A 16,317-nucleotide genomic window follows, 5' to 3' on the forward strand; every position below is an offset into this window, starting at 1 on the left:
CGATCCTCAAGGTTGGCCGGAATCCGGCCGAGCCGCCGTGGGACTGGACCTAGCCTCCACTATCAACTGGTAACTGCACTCAATGGACATTCAGGGATACTGTGCCCCAGGCTTTGAGGCCCTCTACGACGCTTTTGCGGCTAACTTCCGCGATCATGGTGATGTAGGGGCATCATTTTGTGCGGTCCAAGAAGGCGAGGTAGTTGCGTCCCTTTGGGCCGGTACTACCGATCGTGCGGGGACGCAGGACTTCGAGGAAGATACCCTCGTCAATGTATTCTCGTCATCCAAGGGCATTCTTGCCCTGATTGCACTGCAGCAGGTTGCCGCTGGGAACCTCGATCTCGACTTGCCCGTTGCCCATTATTGGCCGGACTTTGCGCAAGCAGGTAAATCGATGGTCACTGGCCGTCAATTATTGAGCCATCGCAGCGGGGTGATCGCGTTTTCCGAGAAAGTTGCAGACGACTTGATCTACGATTGGGACCGCGCATTGCAGCAAGTAGCCGCAACGGCGCCCTGGTGGGATCCCGGTAGCCAGCAGGGTTACTCGCCGTTTCTTTACGGATGGACGGTGGGTGGGCTGATCGAAGCGGCCAGTGGTCGCACTGTGCGTGACCTGTATCGCAGTGGAATCGGTGATCCGCTTGAACTGGATGGTGGTTTCGGTGCGGTAGGGCATCGATCCACGCATATTGCCGACGTGGGGCCTTTGAAAAAGCCGCTACCGGCGCTGCGTGACAATGCGATCGGTCGCTCAATCAAGGAAGATCGTCAGGGCCCCGTGGCCACAGCGTTTACTAATCCGGTATCACTCATGATGGGTACAAACGGTGATGCATGGCGAGGCGCGTTGATACCAGCAGCCAACGGCCATTTCAGTGCCCGCGACCTCGCGGCCGTTTATGGTGATCTGGCTAGTGATGCCCCCCAATTGCTGTCTTCGGGAACGCTCGCGGAAGCGACGCAAGAACAAACCCGTGGTCAAGACGCCATACTACAAACAGATGTGGCCTTCGGCTGTGGTTTCCTGAAGTCAGGTGCCGCGCAAGATCTGGCGTTTGGTGGTCCTAGAGGCTTTGGTCATCCGGGTGCCGGCGGCAGTGTTGGATTTGCGGATCCCGAGGTTGAAGTGGGCTTCGGCTATGTTACCTCGCGTATGGGGCAGAGCCTGTTTATGGACCAGCGCGCGGTCGGGCTGAAAGACTGCCTGTACCGGCTGATATAAGCCGGCAAAAAATCACTGAGACAAACCTGAATATCTTGAGCAGACCGCAATGAGTAGGCGGTAATGAGTGAGCGATGATGAGTAATGAAGTTGAGCAGTTGGTCGCACGCATTGATGAGCTGGAAACACGCTTGGCGTTTCAGGAGGACACCCTGAGCCAGCTTAACGACACCATTGCCAAGCAGGACGCACAGCTGCGAGCACTTGTTGGCAATATGAAAGAGGTGTCGGAGAAATACCGCGATCTGGTATTTGAGATGAACAAGGGCGGCAAGCCCGGCGACGAGCGCCCACCGCATTACTAATTCCCGGCCTGCCCAGAGCAGGTTTCCATCTTTGCGCCGTTTTCTACGCCAATTTCTGGAAATTTTGCAAAATTTGATTTTTCCCTTCTTGTTTACCCTTGACAAATCTTTTCCACATGGGGTCGGCTCATTAGTGAGAGACATCAAGTCTCCGTAGCGTGCTTGATTGAAACGCATGTGCACTCTTAAGTTGTTGATTTTTAAGTAAAAAATCCAATGGTGTAAAAAGTGTGCAATATGCTGGGAGCGAGGAATGCCGCCACGTCAGGCCCTGTTTGGCATATTCATACACAGAGTTATCCACAGAAGCTGTGGACGAATGGATTACAGCAAATTACACGATGCCGGGGTGCAACTGTGGATAGTGCCTGCCTGCTCCGAAATTGAAGCCTGAATAGGTCATGGTTTATCGAAGGCTATGACCCTGGGAGCGGTTAATGGCCTAACTCAGAAACCAAATAATTAAAATTGCGCCAATGGATTATCCCGCCATTTTGGGATCTAGGCAGTAGACCTAAGCTGACTTTCCGCATAGTCTTCGTGCCAATGACGAACGCAGTTCAGCTTGCAGTCAGCTTGACTCAGCGACACTGCCAACAAATTTCACCCGTCATCAGTAAAAGCGTTAGGAGAAGCTTAATGAAAAAATGGGTAGCGATTCTTGCTCTGGGTTCTTTGGTTGGCTGTACCACCCTGGATCCTTACACCCAGGAAAGCAAAACCAGTAATGCTGCCAAAGGCGCAGGTGCTGGTGCTGTGGCTGGTGCCATCATTGGTGCGGCTACAGCGAGCAAAAACGATCGCAAGAAAGGCGTAATTACTGGCGCACTGGGCGGCGCTGCAGTCGGTGGTGGTATCGGCTACTACATGGACCGCCAGGAAATGGCTCTGCGCCAGCGCCTCGAAGGTACCGGTGTTCGTGTGCAGCGTGAAGGCGATAATATCCGTCTGATCATGCCGGGCAACATTACCTTCGCGACCAGCCGTTATGAAATTCGTTCAGATTTCTATGACACGCTCGATTCCGTGGTACTGGTTCTGAATGAGTTCGATAAAACCGCAATTCGCGTGAGTGGCCACACTGACAGCACAGGTTCAGATGTGACCAACCAGAATCTGAGTGAGCGTCGCGCCGGGTCGGTTGCCAACTTCTTCACTACCCGCGGTGTGGCGTCGGGTCGCGTTCAAGCTGTTGGTTACGGTGAGCGTTACCCAATCGCCAGCAACGACTCTGACGCAGGGCGTCAAGCCAACCGTCGTGTAGAACTGGAACTGTTGCCGCTGCAATAGTCGATTGGAAAGAGGGCGCTTCGGCGCCCTTTTTTGTGCGCGTGTAGACGTGCGTAAGTTGTCAAGGAAGTGACAATGATTGGTATTGACACAGGTGTGGGGCTCGGCAAGGGAAGCGTTATGGAGAGCAGCAAGGGGAATTCTCAAACACATCTTCGGCGTTCTCTGTGCGAATGGTTGTTTTTAACGGCCGTGAGCGTGTGGTGCGGATTTGCGCACAGCGGTGACATACCAACGGAGTCCGACGAGCTGTCGGGGGAAATCCAGCAACAACTCGAATCGGCAGAAGTCGTCGCTCAGGTTGAGATTGTTGCGGTGCATCGCGTGTTGGATCGAGCACTGTCTGAGCCCGGAATGGCGGCGGTTTCGGGTTATCTCTACTCTGCGATCGCACGAAAAGTCTGGAAGGGGGCGACACGCAAACAGTTAAGTTTCCAGCTGAATCTTGCCGATTGTGAGGAAAAGCTGGCACTGGGCGTGCGCTATTTAATTTTTGCGAGACGCAACACTTTCGGTGACATGGCGCTTTCCGACTGCGATGCCGCCATCGTTGATACGGATGCGAGCGGTGTGCTCGCCCAGCTTGAGCAGTATTATCAGGGTTAATCCCACCCTCCGAGGGGTGGTGACCTAGCACTGATCCTTTATGCGCCGCCAGATGGCGGCATAGCATTCCACTTAATATACCCTAGCGCTTTTAGAACCATAAATACTTAAACATGGGAACAATGTTCCTTGAAGTGCGGCAATTGGGGATTATTCTTATCAGTATTGGCGTGGGCTTCTTCGATGAAGTCGGGTCTCGGTGGTCCAGTACAGCGCCAACCGGCAACGGCGGGTTAGCTGCTAAGTCTGCGTATGCTGCCAGACTGTGCGTCTTACCTGATCGTTTCGAACTCTTTCTAACCGACGAGGGGTCCACGGGACTATGAAGAAACTACTGCTGCCACTCATTATTTTGTTGCTGATTATCGGCTACTTCATGTCGAAGAAATCCGATCATTCGGTTGACGATGCCTACGACAAGATGGAAACGCCATCCACGGAAGAAACTCGCCCAGCTGCCGATCCGACCATGCCGCAAGAAAGTGATGACGTGGCACCATCCACTGCGGACCCGCAATCTACTGGTGACCGCATGATGGATGAGACCAAGGATGCGGCCCGCGACCTGGGAGATAAAGTTGAGGACGCGGCGAGAGATACTGGTGAAGCGGTTAAAGATGCCGCTGAAGATACCGGCGATGTGCTGAAAGATGCGGCGAAAGACACCGGGGATGCCCTGGAAGATGCCGGCCGTGCCACCAAAGATGCTGCAGAAGACGCCAAAGATGCGGCAGAAGATGCGCTCGACGATATGCGGGACAAGGACAAAACCGAGGACACGCCACAGCGGTAAGCTGATGCTTGGTTGATCTGTTTGGAGGAAGAGGTCGCGACTGGTTCGCGGCCTTTTTCTTTTCTACGCTTAAAAGGGTAGTGAAGAATGTATGATGGACCATGATCGAGCATTGCTGGCATCACGATCACGATATTCTGGAAATTCGGCCGGTTGCGGAACTGAAACCCGCAGAATTCCGTGCGTTGGCCGCGCAGGTGGATCCGGTGATCTGTCAGCACGGTGCTTTGCACGGTTTACTGATTGATGCACGGAATTTTCGTGGCTGGCAGAACTTTGCAGCGTTGGTTTCTCACTGCGTGTTTACCCGTAACCAACATCGACACTTGCATCGGATAGCCGTCCTGTCGGACAACACGTTACTCGCTTTTATGCCGCAGCTCCTCAACCACTTCGTTTCCGCAGAAGTACGGCCATTTCCCAGTGAAGCCGAAGAATCGGCGCTGGCATGGCTCGCCCATCACGGGTAAATTGCGCTAGTCGATTTGCTGAGCCCCATCTCGGTACCCAATAAATAGACTTGGTGTATTTCTATCATGCAGTTGGCTGTTACTGCCGCAGACGAAAGCCGCGTGCCAGCGGCAGAAGCGCTGGCGAACGCGCTTGATCTTCCCTATCTGGGCATTACCCCGGAGAAGTTTATTGACCAATATCCCTTCGTTTTACGTCGGGGCGATATGCTGCAATTGTGTGCCACTGGTCGCAAGGCACCGGGTCCGGTGGCGGTTGATTTTGTGCGTGGTGCCGCTGCCCATCGTCGCAAGTATGGCGGTGGCAAGGGGCAGCAGATTGCCAAGGCTGCCGGGATTCGCGGTGGTTTTTGCCCGCGCATCGTCGATGCCACCGCAGGGCTTGGGCGCGACGCATTTGTGCTCGCGTCACTCGGCAGTGAAGTGCGCATGCTTGAGCGCAACCCTGTGGTGTATGCGTTGCTTGAGGACGGTGTGCGGAGGCTGCGTCAGGCTGCAGAAATGGACCGCGAGCTGGGGCCGATTGCCGAACGATTGTGCCTGGAACCCCAGGTGGAAAGCGCTGCGGCGTGGCTGGCGACACAGGAGCAGGAAAGCATACCGGTTATTTATCTGGACCCAATGTTTCCCAGTCGCGACAAAAGTGCCAAGGTGAAAAAAGAGATGGTCGCGTTCCACGAAATCGTCGGCAGTGATGAAGATGCCGATGGCTTGCTGGGCCCTGCATTTGCGGCGTGCTATTACCGTACGGTGGTCAAGCGGCCGCGACTGGCGCCGGATCTAAATGGGCAGCCTCCGAGCCTGCGGTTTGAGGGCAAGTCAGGCCGGTTTGATATTTATACCCGCCACGGTATTCCCGGGTAGGCCCTCCCTGCAAAGCCTGATAATTTGACGGGAGTTATCAGCAGTTCACCGCGTTTACAGCAAGTCCTCCGAGCGAAGTTTCCTTGTATTTGTGCTGCATGTCGATTCCGGTCTGGCGCATGGTTTCAATCACGCTGTCGAGAGGCACGATGTGCGCACCGGTGCCGCGCAGCGCAAGGCGCGCGGCATTGATCGCCTTGACCGCACCCATGGTGTTGCGCTCAATGCACGGGACCTGCACCAGACCACCGATCGGATCGCAGGTCAGCCCCAGATTGTGTTCCATGCCAATTTCAGCGGCATTTTCAATTTGTGCGTTGCTGCCGCCCTGTACCGCGGCAAGTCCGGCCGAGGCCATGGAGCAGGCCACGCCGATTTCACCCTGACATCCCACTTCCGCAGCGGAGATCGAGGCATTTTTCTTGAATAGCATGCCGATGGCACCGGCAGTGAGGAGGAATTTCACCACCTGGTTTTTCAAGTCACCGTGCTCGTGCGGCGTGTGTACGAATTGCACGTAGTAGGCAATCGTCGCGGGAATAACACCGGCAGCGCCATTCGTGGGCGCGGTGACAATGCGCCCGCGGGCGGCATTCTCTTCGTTAACTGCCAGGGCAAACAGGCTGACCCAGTCCAGGATGGCGAGGCCCTGACGACGTTCTTCATCGGTTTGTTTGGAGAGTTCGCGGAAGTGTTCCTCGGCTCGTCGGCGCACGCCCAGCCCGCCGGGCAGTACACCGCTTTGGTGGCAACCACGCTCAATCGATGCCTCCATGACTTCCCAGATATGCCACAGCAGATCGGTGACCTCCTGTTCGGAATGGAATGCTTTCTCATTCTCCATGGCCAGTTCTGCGATGGTCCAACGGTTCTGGTCGCACAGGGCTATCAGATCTTCAGCCGAGCTGAAATCGTAGGGCAGCAGGGTCGCTATTTGCGCTTTGTTAGAGAAGTCTTCTTCCGACAAAACAAAGCCGCCACCGATGGAAAAATAACTGCGTTCAAGCAGGTATTCGTCACCAGAAAATGCCCTGCAGGTCAGACCATTGGCGTGCTGGGGGAGAAATTCTTCCTTGTGGAAAATCAGGTCGCGGTCGCGTTCAAAGTGGATGGCACGCAACCCGTTGAGAATCAGCTGCTGGTGTTTGTCGATTGCTGCAATCCGACCGTCAATGCCATCGATATCGATCGTCTCGGGCAACTCACCTTCGAGCCCCATCAGGATAGCCATGTCGGTACCGTGGCCCACGCCGGTCAGTGCCAGAGAACCGTACAGATGGATCTCGACGCGCTCGACCTTTGCCAGGTCTCCGCGGGATTCCAGATCGCAGACAAAGCGCTGCGCCGCCACCATCGGCCCGACCGTGTGGGAGCTGGATGGTCCTATGCCGATTTTGAACAGCTCGAAAACACTGATGCTCATGTGGTCGCTATATCTCTTGCCAAACCCGCCGGACATCCCGGCCAACATGCTTTCAGTGTAGTTATTCGGCCAATCGACTTTCACGTCCAGGCATGTGAACCTGATGCTCTGGCGGACAGGATTTTGCGGACAAGCCTGTGGGGGAGAGGAGTGTGGCCAGCGGTTGGCTGGCCACGGGGGGTAACCGCGCCTAGGCGTGCTTTAAGTCGCTGTTGCGGTGAGGGTGGCGCGCAGCGGCGCAGGATGCCCTTCAACGGTTTTACTGGGATCGTCCGGGTCGAGGAAGTCTGCCAACGACTCAAACCGCATCCAGTCGGTGCTGCGCTGTTCTTCGGTGGAAGTCTGATCTACATCGACGGTTTTTACATCGGTAAAACCGCATTTGCGCAACCAGCTTTCCAGTGTCGCAGTGGTGGGGAAGAACCATACATTGCGCATCTTGGCATAGCGTCCCTCGGGGACCAGGCATTCGCCAAGCCCACCTTCAATCACCAGAGTTTCCAGTAACAACTGTCCGCCCGGGCGCAGTGTGTCGCGCAATTCCCGCAAGTGGTCCAGTGGTGAACGTCGGTGGTACAGGACCCCCATGGACAAGGTTGTGTCGAAAGCGCGCAGTGCCGGCGGTAAAGCCTCGATTCCCAGCGGCAGCACATCCACGGGTTTTTCCAGCCCGAGGTATTTCTTCAGTGCGTAGAACTGGGCAACGAACTTTGCCGACGGATCGATACCAATGACCCTGCGTGCGCCGGCGCCAAACTGCCGCCAGCAGTGGTAACCGCTGCCGCAGCCCACATCGAGTACCAGCCGATCTTTCAGGTCGTGCAGGTGTGGGGCTACGCGGTCCCACTTCCAGTCGGAGCGCCATTCGGTATCGATGAAAATATCAAACAGCGTCCATGGGCCTTTGCGCCAGGGGTGCAGCTTGCGCAATTCAGCTTCAAGTGTCGCGAGCTGTTCGGTGGTCGCATCGGATGCCGCACCGATGCGCACCTCATCCTTGAGCGAATAGGTGGACGCGCTGATGTCGGGCAGGTTGTCCAGCGCCTCGCGCCAGTCCGCCAGATCCCCCCAGCGCGCAGGGTTAAGTCCGTCAGCAACTTGCTGGGGCAGGGTGGTGAGCCACGGGCGCAGGGCCGGCGTGTGCTGGATACCCGCATACAACTGGGTGTAATCAATCATGCCTGTCTTTCCGCTTACGGGTTGCGCTGTTTGATCGCAATCAGCGAAGCGAAATTGAAGCACTGGAACCAAACGTCGACACTGCTGAACCCGACGTTTTTCAGGCGGGTGCGGTGGTCAAACAGGGTTTCCGGGATCAACACGTTTTCCAGCGCACTGCGTTTCTGCGCAATTTCCAGCGCGCTGTAACCGTTTGCCGCCTTGAATGAGTGGTGCAAATCGATCATCAACTCCTGATGGTCGGTATCGGAGAACGCTACTTTCTCGGAAAGAATCAGTACACCGCCCGGGCGCAGGCCGTCGTATATCTTCTGCAAAATGGCTTCCCGCTGTTCGGTGGCAATAAACTGTAAAGTGAAGTTGAGGACCACCACCGAGGCGTTCTCAATGTCGACATTCTGCAAATCGTCGCACACCAGTTGTACCGGGATCTGCCCGCTATCCGCCGCCAGTACCGCGCGCGCCTGTTCCACCATGGCCGGCGAGTTGTCCACCGCGACGATTTCACAGTCCGCTGCGGGGATGCGGTGGCGCATGGCCAGGGTGGCGGCACACAGGGAGCTGCCCAGGTCGTAACAGCGGCTGCCTGACTGGGCGTAGCGCTCTGCCAGGGTGCCGATCATCGCCACAATTGTGGTGTAGCCGGGTACCGAGCGCTGGATCATGTCCGGGAAGACTTCCACCACAGATTGGTCGAAGCTGAACCCGGCCACCTGGCCCAGAGGGCTGGCGAAGATATCGTCTTTCTTGCTCACGTGCTTTTCTGTTTCCCGCCGGTTGCTCACAGTTTTTCTTCGTGCAGGTCCAGGGCGAGACCCGCATCGCGGCCATGATTACCGGTAACCACTGCGGTGTTTGCTTTGTCTGCCTGCAGATAGGTTTTGCCTACCCGCTGCAGGTCGTCAAGGGTTACCTCGGTGACCTTGCGACGGAAAGCCTGGCGCACTTCGTGGGTGCGGCCGTACAGATTGGAGTGGAATGCCTTCTTGGCTTCGCCTGCGGGCGAGCCAGGCTTGTCCATACCGCCAACCACGCCGAGGATGGCTTCCTCTACCTGCAGGTCTTCGTGGGATTCGTTCAGCAGCCATTCCACGGATGCATCGAAGTCCTTGAGCGTATCTGCCATGCGCGGGTCGCGATAGGAATAGAAGCGGAAAGCGCCGATGGTGACATCGTGGCTGGCGCCGCCGCCATAGGCCCCCCCTTGCTCGCGGATGGTGCGGTGCAGGTAACCGTTGCGCAGGAAGCCACCGAGCACCGCCAGCGGCGCCGCATCGGGATGGGACATGGGGACGGTGGGGTAGGCCTTGGCACAGAAGTTTACCTGGCTGTTAGCAATCCACATTTCCTGTACGCGACGTGGCGTGAATGCGCCATTGGTATAGGCGCTGCTGCCGCTGGCGCTGCTCGCCAGTGGGTGGAGCGCATTGGTGAACTCGGTCAGCTTGTCTTCTTCACCGATCACCAGGAACTGGCGTTCGGCGCCGAGAATTTTCTGGTGGATGCCGTTGAAGGTCGCCGCGATATTTTCCAGGCCGCTATCGGTATCCAGGTCTTTGACCAGCGCCCGCAACTGGCGGAGCCCTTGCAGGCCGCCAAACTCGTGGCCATCGGCCGCAGCGCGGTTAAAGCCGGCACTGGCAGCAGCCATTGCAAGGGCGTGGCCGTTGCCCACCACGGACTGTTCGCGACGGGCCAGGGTCTGCAGCAGCAGCTCTTTGATTCGCGGCAGTTCGTCGAAGCGCACCTGCTCGATGGTGGCCTGCATCAGTTCGGTCAGCGCGGCCTGGTTTGCCGCCAGGGCCTTACCGGAAAGAATGAAGTGGCCGGACTGGCTGTCGAGGTTATCCAGCGCTGTGCGCTGGCTGGTGAAGCTGTGCAGTGAACCGGCCACGGCGGCTTGCCACTGTTGTACTTCCAGATAGTCTTTGTCGCCCAGGCCCACTTCGCTCAGGCTTTGGCAGTAATAGGGCAGGAGCAGGCGCTCTTCAGCGCTGAATTCCGGCAATGCCGCGACCAGTTGCTGGTACACCAGCCCATTGGTGCCGGCGCCGTAGCGGCTGATCTTGTTGCCGTTGAGGTCTTCTACGGTGCCATCTACGCGTGGCAATTCCGCGGGGATATCCTCGACACCGACCTTGGGCAGGATGGATTCGTCATCTTTGCGCTGCTGTCGATCCGCAAGTGCCTTGGCCGTTTCAATGATCTGCTGTTTTTCCCGCTCGTTGAGGCCCGCTTTAATCTCTTCCAGGCGGACTTTCTCGGCCTGCTCGGTACGCTCTGCCATGTTGCTGTCGGGCGAGAGCACCAGGCGTATGCGGTGGTTGTTTTCGAGCAGCAGTTTGCGCGCCGCGTTGGCGATAAATTTCGGGTCCTTGATCTGCTCGCGCAGCTTTTCGAGGGTCGCATCGATGTTGAGCAGGCCAATGGCATCGCCGCGGTGGGTGGCGCCAGTGAGTGCGGTGAGAATCAGCTGCAGGCCGTAAGGATAGCCGTCGCCACCGATCTCGCGCTGTTGCAATTCCAGCTGGTGCAGTGCTGCGGAGACCTGCTCGTAGGGCACGCCATTTTCGGCGACATCTTCCAGCACCTGCAGAACCTGTTTCTCCAGCTCATCGGCACGTTCGCGCTCGCTGCCCTCGATGCCACACACAAACACCAGCTCACGCTGGCTGTCGTCCAGGCCACACAAGGGGGAAGGGGACTGCCCAAGATCCGTGGTCTCCAGTAGGCGCATCAGTGGTGAAGCGCTGTTATCCAGTAATACACCGGCCAATAAATGTGCAGTCAGAGATTGTTCCAGGTCGGTGACATCACCAAGCAGCCAGCCCAGCACAATGTGGGTCTTTTCCTTGTCGCCTTCTTCGGCGGGCAGTGGGTAACTCTCTTCGACGCGTACCGGCGCCACGTATAATTTCTCTCGTTCAACGGCAATTTTTTCGTCGAGTTGGTCGAATTTATGCAAGGCTTTTTCTTCGAAAACGGCCTGATGCTCCGCGGCATCAATATCCCCGAAGGTCATAAAGATCGCGTTGCTGGGGTGATAGTGGGTACGGTAGAAGTCCACCAGCTGCTGATAGCTGAGATCCGGGATGTCCGCGGGCTCGCCACCGGAGTTGAAGTGGTAGGTGCTGGTGGGGAACAGGTATTTGCTGAGTTTTTGCCAAAGCTGTGAGGTCACGGAGCTCATCGCGCCCTTCATCTCATTGAAGACTACGCCTTTGAACACCAGATCACTTTGCGGATTTTCGGTTTCGGCAAACTCCAGGCGATGTCCTTCCTGGGCAAAGTCCAATGGATCCAGGCGGGCAAAGAATACCGCGTCCAGGTAGACGTCCAGCAAATTGTCAAAATCTTTGCGGTTCTGGCTGGCAAACGGGTAAGCGGTCCAGTCGGAACTGGTGAAGGCGTTCATAAAGGTATTCAGTGAACGCCGGATCATCATAAAGAAGGGGTCGCGCACCGGATACTTCTCACTGCCACACAGTGCCGTGTGTTCGAGGATATGCGCCACCCCGGTGGAGTCATGGGGGACGGTGCGCAGGGCCACCAGGAATACGTTTTCTGAATTGTCTGCCGCAATGTGCAGATGCTGGGCGCCGGTGGCGCGATGACGGTACTCTTCCACGCGAACGCCGAGGGATTCGATCTCGGCACTGGTTACTGGTTCGAATGCGGGGTGTACGTTGCTCAAAAGAAAGCTCCAGTGGGTAATTAGCGTTCCCCGGGGGCTTGGCAATTCCCGGGGTAAAATCGGCGGCCATTTTAGCGCTGAGCGGCATTGAATTGACAGGGTTGACAGGCCGCTGTTGACACATGCGCCATGGGTGCGAAACTTCGCACCCTGTTTTACCTATATTTCGATGACGCCATAAATGTAGTCCAAAGGGGGTTGTGCGTTGAACTGGATGGATTTTGCGAGTCTCGCGGGCTTTTGCCTCACTTGGGCAGGCTACACAGTGTTCGCTCGCCGCAAGGCCAAGACCGCCTGGTGCTTGGCTTCATCGATGCAGTGGTACCGGGTCGAGTGGATGCTGCGCATGCTGGAGCGGGATATGCGCGTGGCGGATGCGGCCATCCTCAGCAATCTCGAGCGGGTGATCGGTTTTTTCGCGTCGACCAGTATTCTGATTCTCGCGGGTCTGGTGACGGCGCTATCGGCGAACATTGCCGCAGTGGAGGTGCTGAGCAGCCTGCCGTTTGCCCAGACGACAACGGTTGAGCAGTTTGAACTCAAGGTTCTGGTACTCATCCTCATTTACATTTTTGCGTTTTTCAATTTCACCTGGTCGCTGCGCCAGTACTCCTTCGCCAACGTGTTACTGGGGGCGGCTCCGGCGGTAAAAGAAGACGAAGTTTCCACCGATGACCGCCGCCGCTATGCTATCAGCGCGGCAAAGGTGATAGACCAGGCTGGCCACAGCTATAACTATGGGCTGCGCTGCGTCTACTTCTCTATGGCGGTGATGGGCTGGTTTGTGCACCCACTGGTTTTTGTCTTCGGCTTCCTGTCGGTCGTGTGGGTTCTCTATCTGCGTGAGTTTCGTTCACGTACCCTGCAGGTCATTCTCGCCGCGGAGGGGCGCTCACTGGATCAGGTGCGGGACAAGTAACGGCCCATGGATGATCGAAATTTCGACGATCTCGCGCAGCGCTTTAAAAAGCGCATCTACGGTGGGTTGAAAGGCGACATTCGGCTGGCCGTATTGCAGCGGGATCTCACGCCTTATCTGAGCGTGGCACAAGGGCAGGGCGATAACCCGGCGCCGGTGGTGATTGATGCCGGCGGTGGCCAGGGGCAGTTTGCCCTGGATCTGGCGGAAGCGGGCAGTCGGGTGTGGATTACCGATATTTCCCGCGCAATGCTCGATCTGGCGAATGATGCGGTGGAGGCAAAAGGCCTGCAGGATCGCGTGACCCTGAAGCAGTTAGCGCTGCAGGATTTGCCCCAGACAGCGGATATACCACCGGCAGACCTGCTGTTGTGTCATGCGGTTTTGGAATGGTTGGCAGAGCCGCAACAGGCCCTGGTCCATCTGGCCGATAAGCTCAAGCCCGGGGGCTACCTGTCCCTCACATTTTACAATCGCCGCGCGCTGGAATTTCGCCTGCTACAGCGCGGCAGTTTACGACAGCTGGACCGACACCTCGAAAGCGGCAATTGGGGGGGGCATCCGGGCAGCCTCACACCACAAAATCCTTTGCTAACGGAAGATGTGATGGATTGGGTCGCACAGGCGGGGCTCAGCGTCGTGGCGCACAGTGGTATCCGCTGTTTTCACGATTTTATGACCCCGGAAATGCGCGACAAGTTGCCGCCTGAGCCCATCGTGGAAAAAGAGCTGCGCTATTCGCGCATTGACCCTTACCGCCAAATGGCGCGCTACGTGCACTTACTGTGCCGCCGCGCCTAGGCGGCACACATGCGTTTACTGGCCGTCGAGGTTTTTGAGTAATAGGGCCTTGGCCGCGTTGATGCGCGACGCCAGGTAGTCGCTGCCACCGCGATCCGGGTGGAATTTTTGAATCAACTTGCGATGGGCGCCGATGATCTCTTCGCGGCTGGCATTGGCGGGGACGCTGAGAATCTTGCGTGCTTCGGCGAGCGTGAGCTGTGGTTCTGATTCCGGTTTTGCGTGAGCCTGACCTTCACCAGTTTCTTCAGATCGCGCGCGTTGGGATTTCTCCTGCTGTTTTTGTGCGCGCGCCTGCGCGTGCTTTGCGATTAGCGGTGCGATCCAGGGAAGGTGGCGGCCAAACGTGCGCCACAGGCGATTGAGAATGGGTAAGACGATGGCCACCGCAGCCCCTACCCAGTGCAGGCGGCCGGTAACCGCGAGCAGCACCGCACCCAGCGCCAGTGCAATCAGCACCCATTGGATTACCAGCTTGCGCCGTTGCTCCGGTGGGCTGTACTTGAATTTCTGGATGGCTAGCCAGGCAAAAATCGCCACGGCAATTAACAGGATGATACGGCCCAAGGTTTACTGCTCCGGGATCGAAAATTTACTCAGAGCGCAAGCCTATCAGATGTCGATTCGAAAGCCGACGGCTATAAAGTCATTGGCCACAGGGCGTGCAACACGGTTACTCGCATCGGCCGCATTCTCCATATACAGGCGCACTCGTTTGTTCCACTGATACTGGAAGCCATAATAGTACTGCGCCAGCTTAAACCGGTCGCCCTCGACCAGTGCGGCCTCAAATTCCGGGTCGTCCGATACGAGATAGTTGTGCCCACCGTACAGGGAGTAGCAATCATTTGCGCCCCAGGTGTAGCTAATAAATGACTCTGAGCCTTTGGCATCAAAGAAGTTTGTTATGCCGGTAACGGAGCCAACTGGCGCCAGTTCATTATTCTGCGACCGCTGTACGACACCGGCAACGTACCACCCTTTGGTAAAAGGTGAGCCTCCGTAATAGGCGCCAATAGCGCTCGCCCAGGTATTGGTGCTCGCACTGATGGGAACATTATTAGCGATCAGTACCTCCTCGCCATTTATGATCTCGAATACTTCCCCATTATCTGAAGAAATATCAAGTTTAACCCGGTTATAGGCCGCGCCAAGCATAATACCTTTGCCCACATTAGCGCGGTAAACCATGGCAATGCCATGGCTTTGCCCAAACTCGCAATCCCGCGGTGGGCACACAAACAACGTATCTGGGCCGAACGCATCAACGATACTGATATTCAGGTCTGCCACATGCGCGGCGCGCTGGATCGCGATCTTGAACTCACTATTTTCAAAGGCCCAGGACTTGCGCCAGGCCAGGGCGCTATCGGCGCGCCCGCTGCCGGTACTGCCACCATCGGTCCCGTATGAATAAGTGCCGCTCGCCAGGCCACCGGATACGTTGAACCAGTCCGTTATATAGGTAACTTCGTAATAGGCGCCCCATTGCTTACCCGCCGAGAATCGTCCCCATTTCTCGTGTTCCGCGTGGGCATTGCCCTGGCGCAAATAGAGGGATAGATCACGGTTGTCTGGAGATACCTGCTGGTCCCCCTGAAGGATCAGGTCTTGCGCAGACGAAATGGCGGCCACACCCCATTCGAGGTGGAAGCCTGTGTCCCAGTCGCCGTAAGCAGGGACATCAAGCTTAAATGCGATCCGGGACGCACCATCCTGCATAATGGTTTCTCCGTAGGAGTTCACCATATGCGCGGTAAAGTAGCCGGTCATCGACAGGGTGACGTCAGGGCCTTCATAAATCGGTACGGCATAACTCTCGCCGACCAAAAGCAGGGCAGCAGCTGCCAGCAATTGTCTGCGAGTGTGTTTATGCATTTCTGTGCCTCTTGATACAGAATGTGATGCGTGTGCCCCGCCAAATGACAAGGGCTATTTAAGAGCGCTCCCTATGGCAGCTCATCAGCAAAAATAGACCAGCTGGCTGAACTGGTGACGAGGAATGGGTACACTGCACATATTTGGCAGGGGCAACATTCTTTCTGCGAAATTCTCCGCCCGCCCATATCATTAATCTAATTCCGTCTGGAGTAGTCCATTGGCTGAAAGTGATTCTCTAAGCCGTTCCATGTTTGGCTTGCTGGTGCGAAAAAATGCACACCCCGACATGCGCAAACTGCGTCGGGAGGCGGGGGATGCCAGCTTGCACGGGAATAAGTTCTGGAAGAGTTCATGCCTCACGATGGATTACCTGAAGAAACACCCGCTGAAGAAAGGGGCGCGGGTTCTGGATCTGGGGTGTGGCTGGGGACTGGGTGGCATTTTTTGCGCAAAAGCATTTGCTGCGAAAGTGACATCACTGGATGCCGACCCCAGCGTATTTCCATTTGCGAATTACCATGCGGCGCTGAACGGCGTGGAGATTACAACCTGGCAATGCCGTTATGAAAAAGTCACGCAGGCTGCGTTGACCGAGTTTGACGCGGTGATCGGCACGGATATCTGCTTTTGGGACCAGCTGGAGGCGCCGTTATTCAACCTGACTCGGCGGGCATTGCGGGCGGGTGTCGGGCGGGTGATGTTGGTAGACCCGGGGCGCTCCCCATTTCGCCGCCTGGGCGAGAGCGCGGTAGAAAAACTCGACGCACAATACTTCGAGTGGCAGACTTCGCACCCAATGAAGGCCTCTGGCTGTATTATGCTCGCAGGCGAGTAGTTCAAGCCGCCGGCGAGAATGGATATTTA

Annotated in this window: 16 protein-coding genes; 10 read left to right on the forward strand and 6 right to left on the reverse strand. The window is 56.6% G+C overall.

Features of this window, described 5'->3' with window-relative positions; genetic code table 11:
* Positions 1-82: 82 nt before the first annotated feature.
* The 7 genes from LCM31_RS09690 to LCM31_RS09720 all read left to right on the forward strand — a co-directional run bounded on the left by LCM31_RS09690 (position 83) and on the right by LCM31_RS09720 (position 5,556).
* Positions 83-1,228 carry a serine hydrolase domain-containing protein gene (locus LCM31_RS09690; RefSeq protein WP_224869564.1) on the forward strand — a complete coding sequence of 382 codons (1,146 nt, stop codon included), beginning with the start codon at positions 83-85 and terminating at the stop codon, positions 1,226-1,228.
* Between the two features lie 74 nt (positions 1,229-1,302).
* Positions 1,303-1,533 (forward strand): SlyX family protein, encoded by a 231-nt coding sequence (locus LCM31_RS09695; RefSeq protein WP_224869566.1) that lies wholly within the window; start codon positions 1,303-1,305, stop codon positions 1,531-1,533.
* A 639-nt stretch (positions 1,534-2,172) separates the two neighbouring features.
* Positions 2,173-2,823 (forward strand): OmpA family protein, encoded by a 651-nt coding sequence (locus LCM31_RS09700; RefSeq protein WP_224869567.1) that lies wholly within the window; start codon positions 2,173-2,175, stop codon positions 2,821-2,823.
* A 75-nt stretch (positions 2,824-2,898) separates the two neighbouring features.
* Positions 2,899-3,429, forward strand: coding sequence for a hypothetical protein (locus LCM31_RS09705; RefSeq protein ID WP_224869569.1), 531 nt, complete (start codon positions 2,899-2,901; stop codon positions 3,427-3,429).
* A 322-nt stretch (positions 3,430-3,751) separates the two neighbouring features.
* A complete protein-coding gene (locus LCM31_RS09710) occupies positions 3,752-4,222 on the forward strand; it encodes a hypothetical protein (protein ID WP_224869571.1) in 471 nt (156 codons plus the stop codon).
* A gap of 101 nt (positions 4,223-4,323) precedes the next feature.
* Positions 4,324-4,692 (forward strand): SpoIIAA family protein, encoded by a 369-nt coding sequence (locus tag LCM31_RS09715; protein WP_224869573.1) that lies wholly within the window; start codon positions 4,324-4,326, stop codon positions 4,690-4,692.
* Between the two features lie 66 nt (positions 4,693-4,758).
* Positions 4,759-5,556 (forward strand): class I SAM-dependent methyltransferase, encoded by a 798-nt coding sequence (locus tag LCM31_RS09720; protein WP_224869575.1) that lies wholly within the window; start codon positions 4,759-4,761, stop codon positions 5,554-5,556.
* Between the two features lie 37 nt (positions 5,557-5,593).
* Here the strand turns inward: LCM31_RS09720 and LCM31_RS09725 are convergent, their stop codons facing one another.
* The 4 genes from LCM31_RS09725 to LCM31_RS09740 all read right to left on the reverse strand — a co-directional run bounded on the left by LCM31_RS09725 (position 5,594) and on the right by LCM31_RS09740 (position 11,852).
* Entirely contained in the window at positions 5,594-6,979 is a 1,386-nt protein-coding gene (locus LCM31_RS09725; RefSeq protein ID WP_224869577.1) for an L-serine ammonia-lyase, read from the reverse strand.
* Positions 6,980-7,180: 201 nt separating this feature from the next.
* Positions 7,181-8,158, reverse strand: coding sequence for a tRNA 5-methoxyuridine(34)/uridine 5-oxyacetic acid(34) synthase CmoB (gene cmoB, locus LCM31_RS09730; protein WP_224869579.1), 978 nt, complete (start codon positions 8,156-8,158; stop codon positions 7,181-7,183).
* A gap of 14 nt (positions 8,159-8,172) precedes the next feature.
* Positions 8,173-8,913, reverse strand: a complete 741-nt coding sequence (cmoA, locus tag LCM31_RS09735; protein ID WP_029249741.1) for a carboxy-S-adenosyl-L-methionine synthase CmoA — start codon at positions 8,911-8,913, stop codon at positions 8,173-8,175.
* 26 nt (positions 8,914-8,939) lie between these two features.
* Positions 8,940-11,852: an insulinase family protein gene (locus tag LCM31_RS09740; protein WP_224869581.1), complete on the reverse strand. Its 2,913-nt coding sequence runs from the start codon at positions 11,850-11,852 to the stop codon at positions 8,940-8,942.
* Between the two features lie 214 nt (positions 11,853-12,066).
* Here LCM31_RS09740 and LCM31_RS09745 point away from each other — a divergent pair, with 214 nt between their 5' ends.
* Both LCM31_RS09745 and LCM31_RS09750 read left to right on the forward strand, forming a co-directional pair.
* Entirely contained in the window at positions 12,067-12,771 is a 705-nt protein-coding gene (locus tag LCM31_RS09745) for a DUF599 domain-containing protein (RefSeq protein ID WP_224869852.1), read from the forward strand.
* Between the two features lie 6 nt (positions 12,772-12,777).
* Positions 12,778-13,572, forward strand: coding sequence for a methyltransferase (locus LCM31_RS09750; RefSeq protein ID WP_224869583.1), 795 nt, complete (start codon positions 12,778-12,780; stop codon positions 13,570-13,572).
* Between the two features lie 15 nt (positions 13,573-13,587).
* On the opposite strand, the gene LCM31_RS09755 is transcribed toward LCM31_RS09750, so the two are convergent.
* Both LCM31_RS09755 and LCM31_RS09760 read right to left on the reverse strand, forming a co-directional pair.
* The gene (locus LCM31_RS09755) at positions 13,588-14,139 is read right to left on the reverse strand and encodes a J domain-containing protein (RefSeq protein WP_224869585.1); all 552 of its coding nucleotides are present in this window, start codon (positions 14,137-14,139) and stop codon (positions 13,588-13,590) included.
* Between the two features lie 45 nt (positions 14,140-14,184).
* On the reverse strand, positions 14,185-15,450 hold the full coding sequence (locus tag LCM31_RS09760; protein WP_224869587.1) for a porin: 1,266 nt from the start codon (positions 15,448-15,450) through the stop codon (positions 14,185-14,187).
* Between the two features lie 220 nt (positions 15,451-15,670).
* Between LCM31_RS09760 and LCM31_RS09765 the strand changes: the two genes are divergently transcribed.
* Positions 15,671-16,288 (forward strand): class I SAM-dependent methyltransferase, encoded by a 618-nt coding sequence (locus LCM31_RS09765; protein WP_224869589.1) that lies wholly within the window; start codon positions 15,671-15,673, stop codon positions 16,286-16,288.
* Positions 16,289-16,317 lie beyond the last annotated feature (29 nt).

The organism is Microbulbifer agarilyticus, from assembly GCF_020171345.1.
GTDB classification, from domain to species: domain Bacteria; phylum Pseudomonadota; class Gammaproteobacteria; order Pseudomonadales; family Cellvibrionaceae; genus Microbulbifer; species Microbulbifer agarilyticus_D.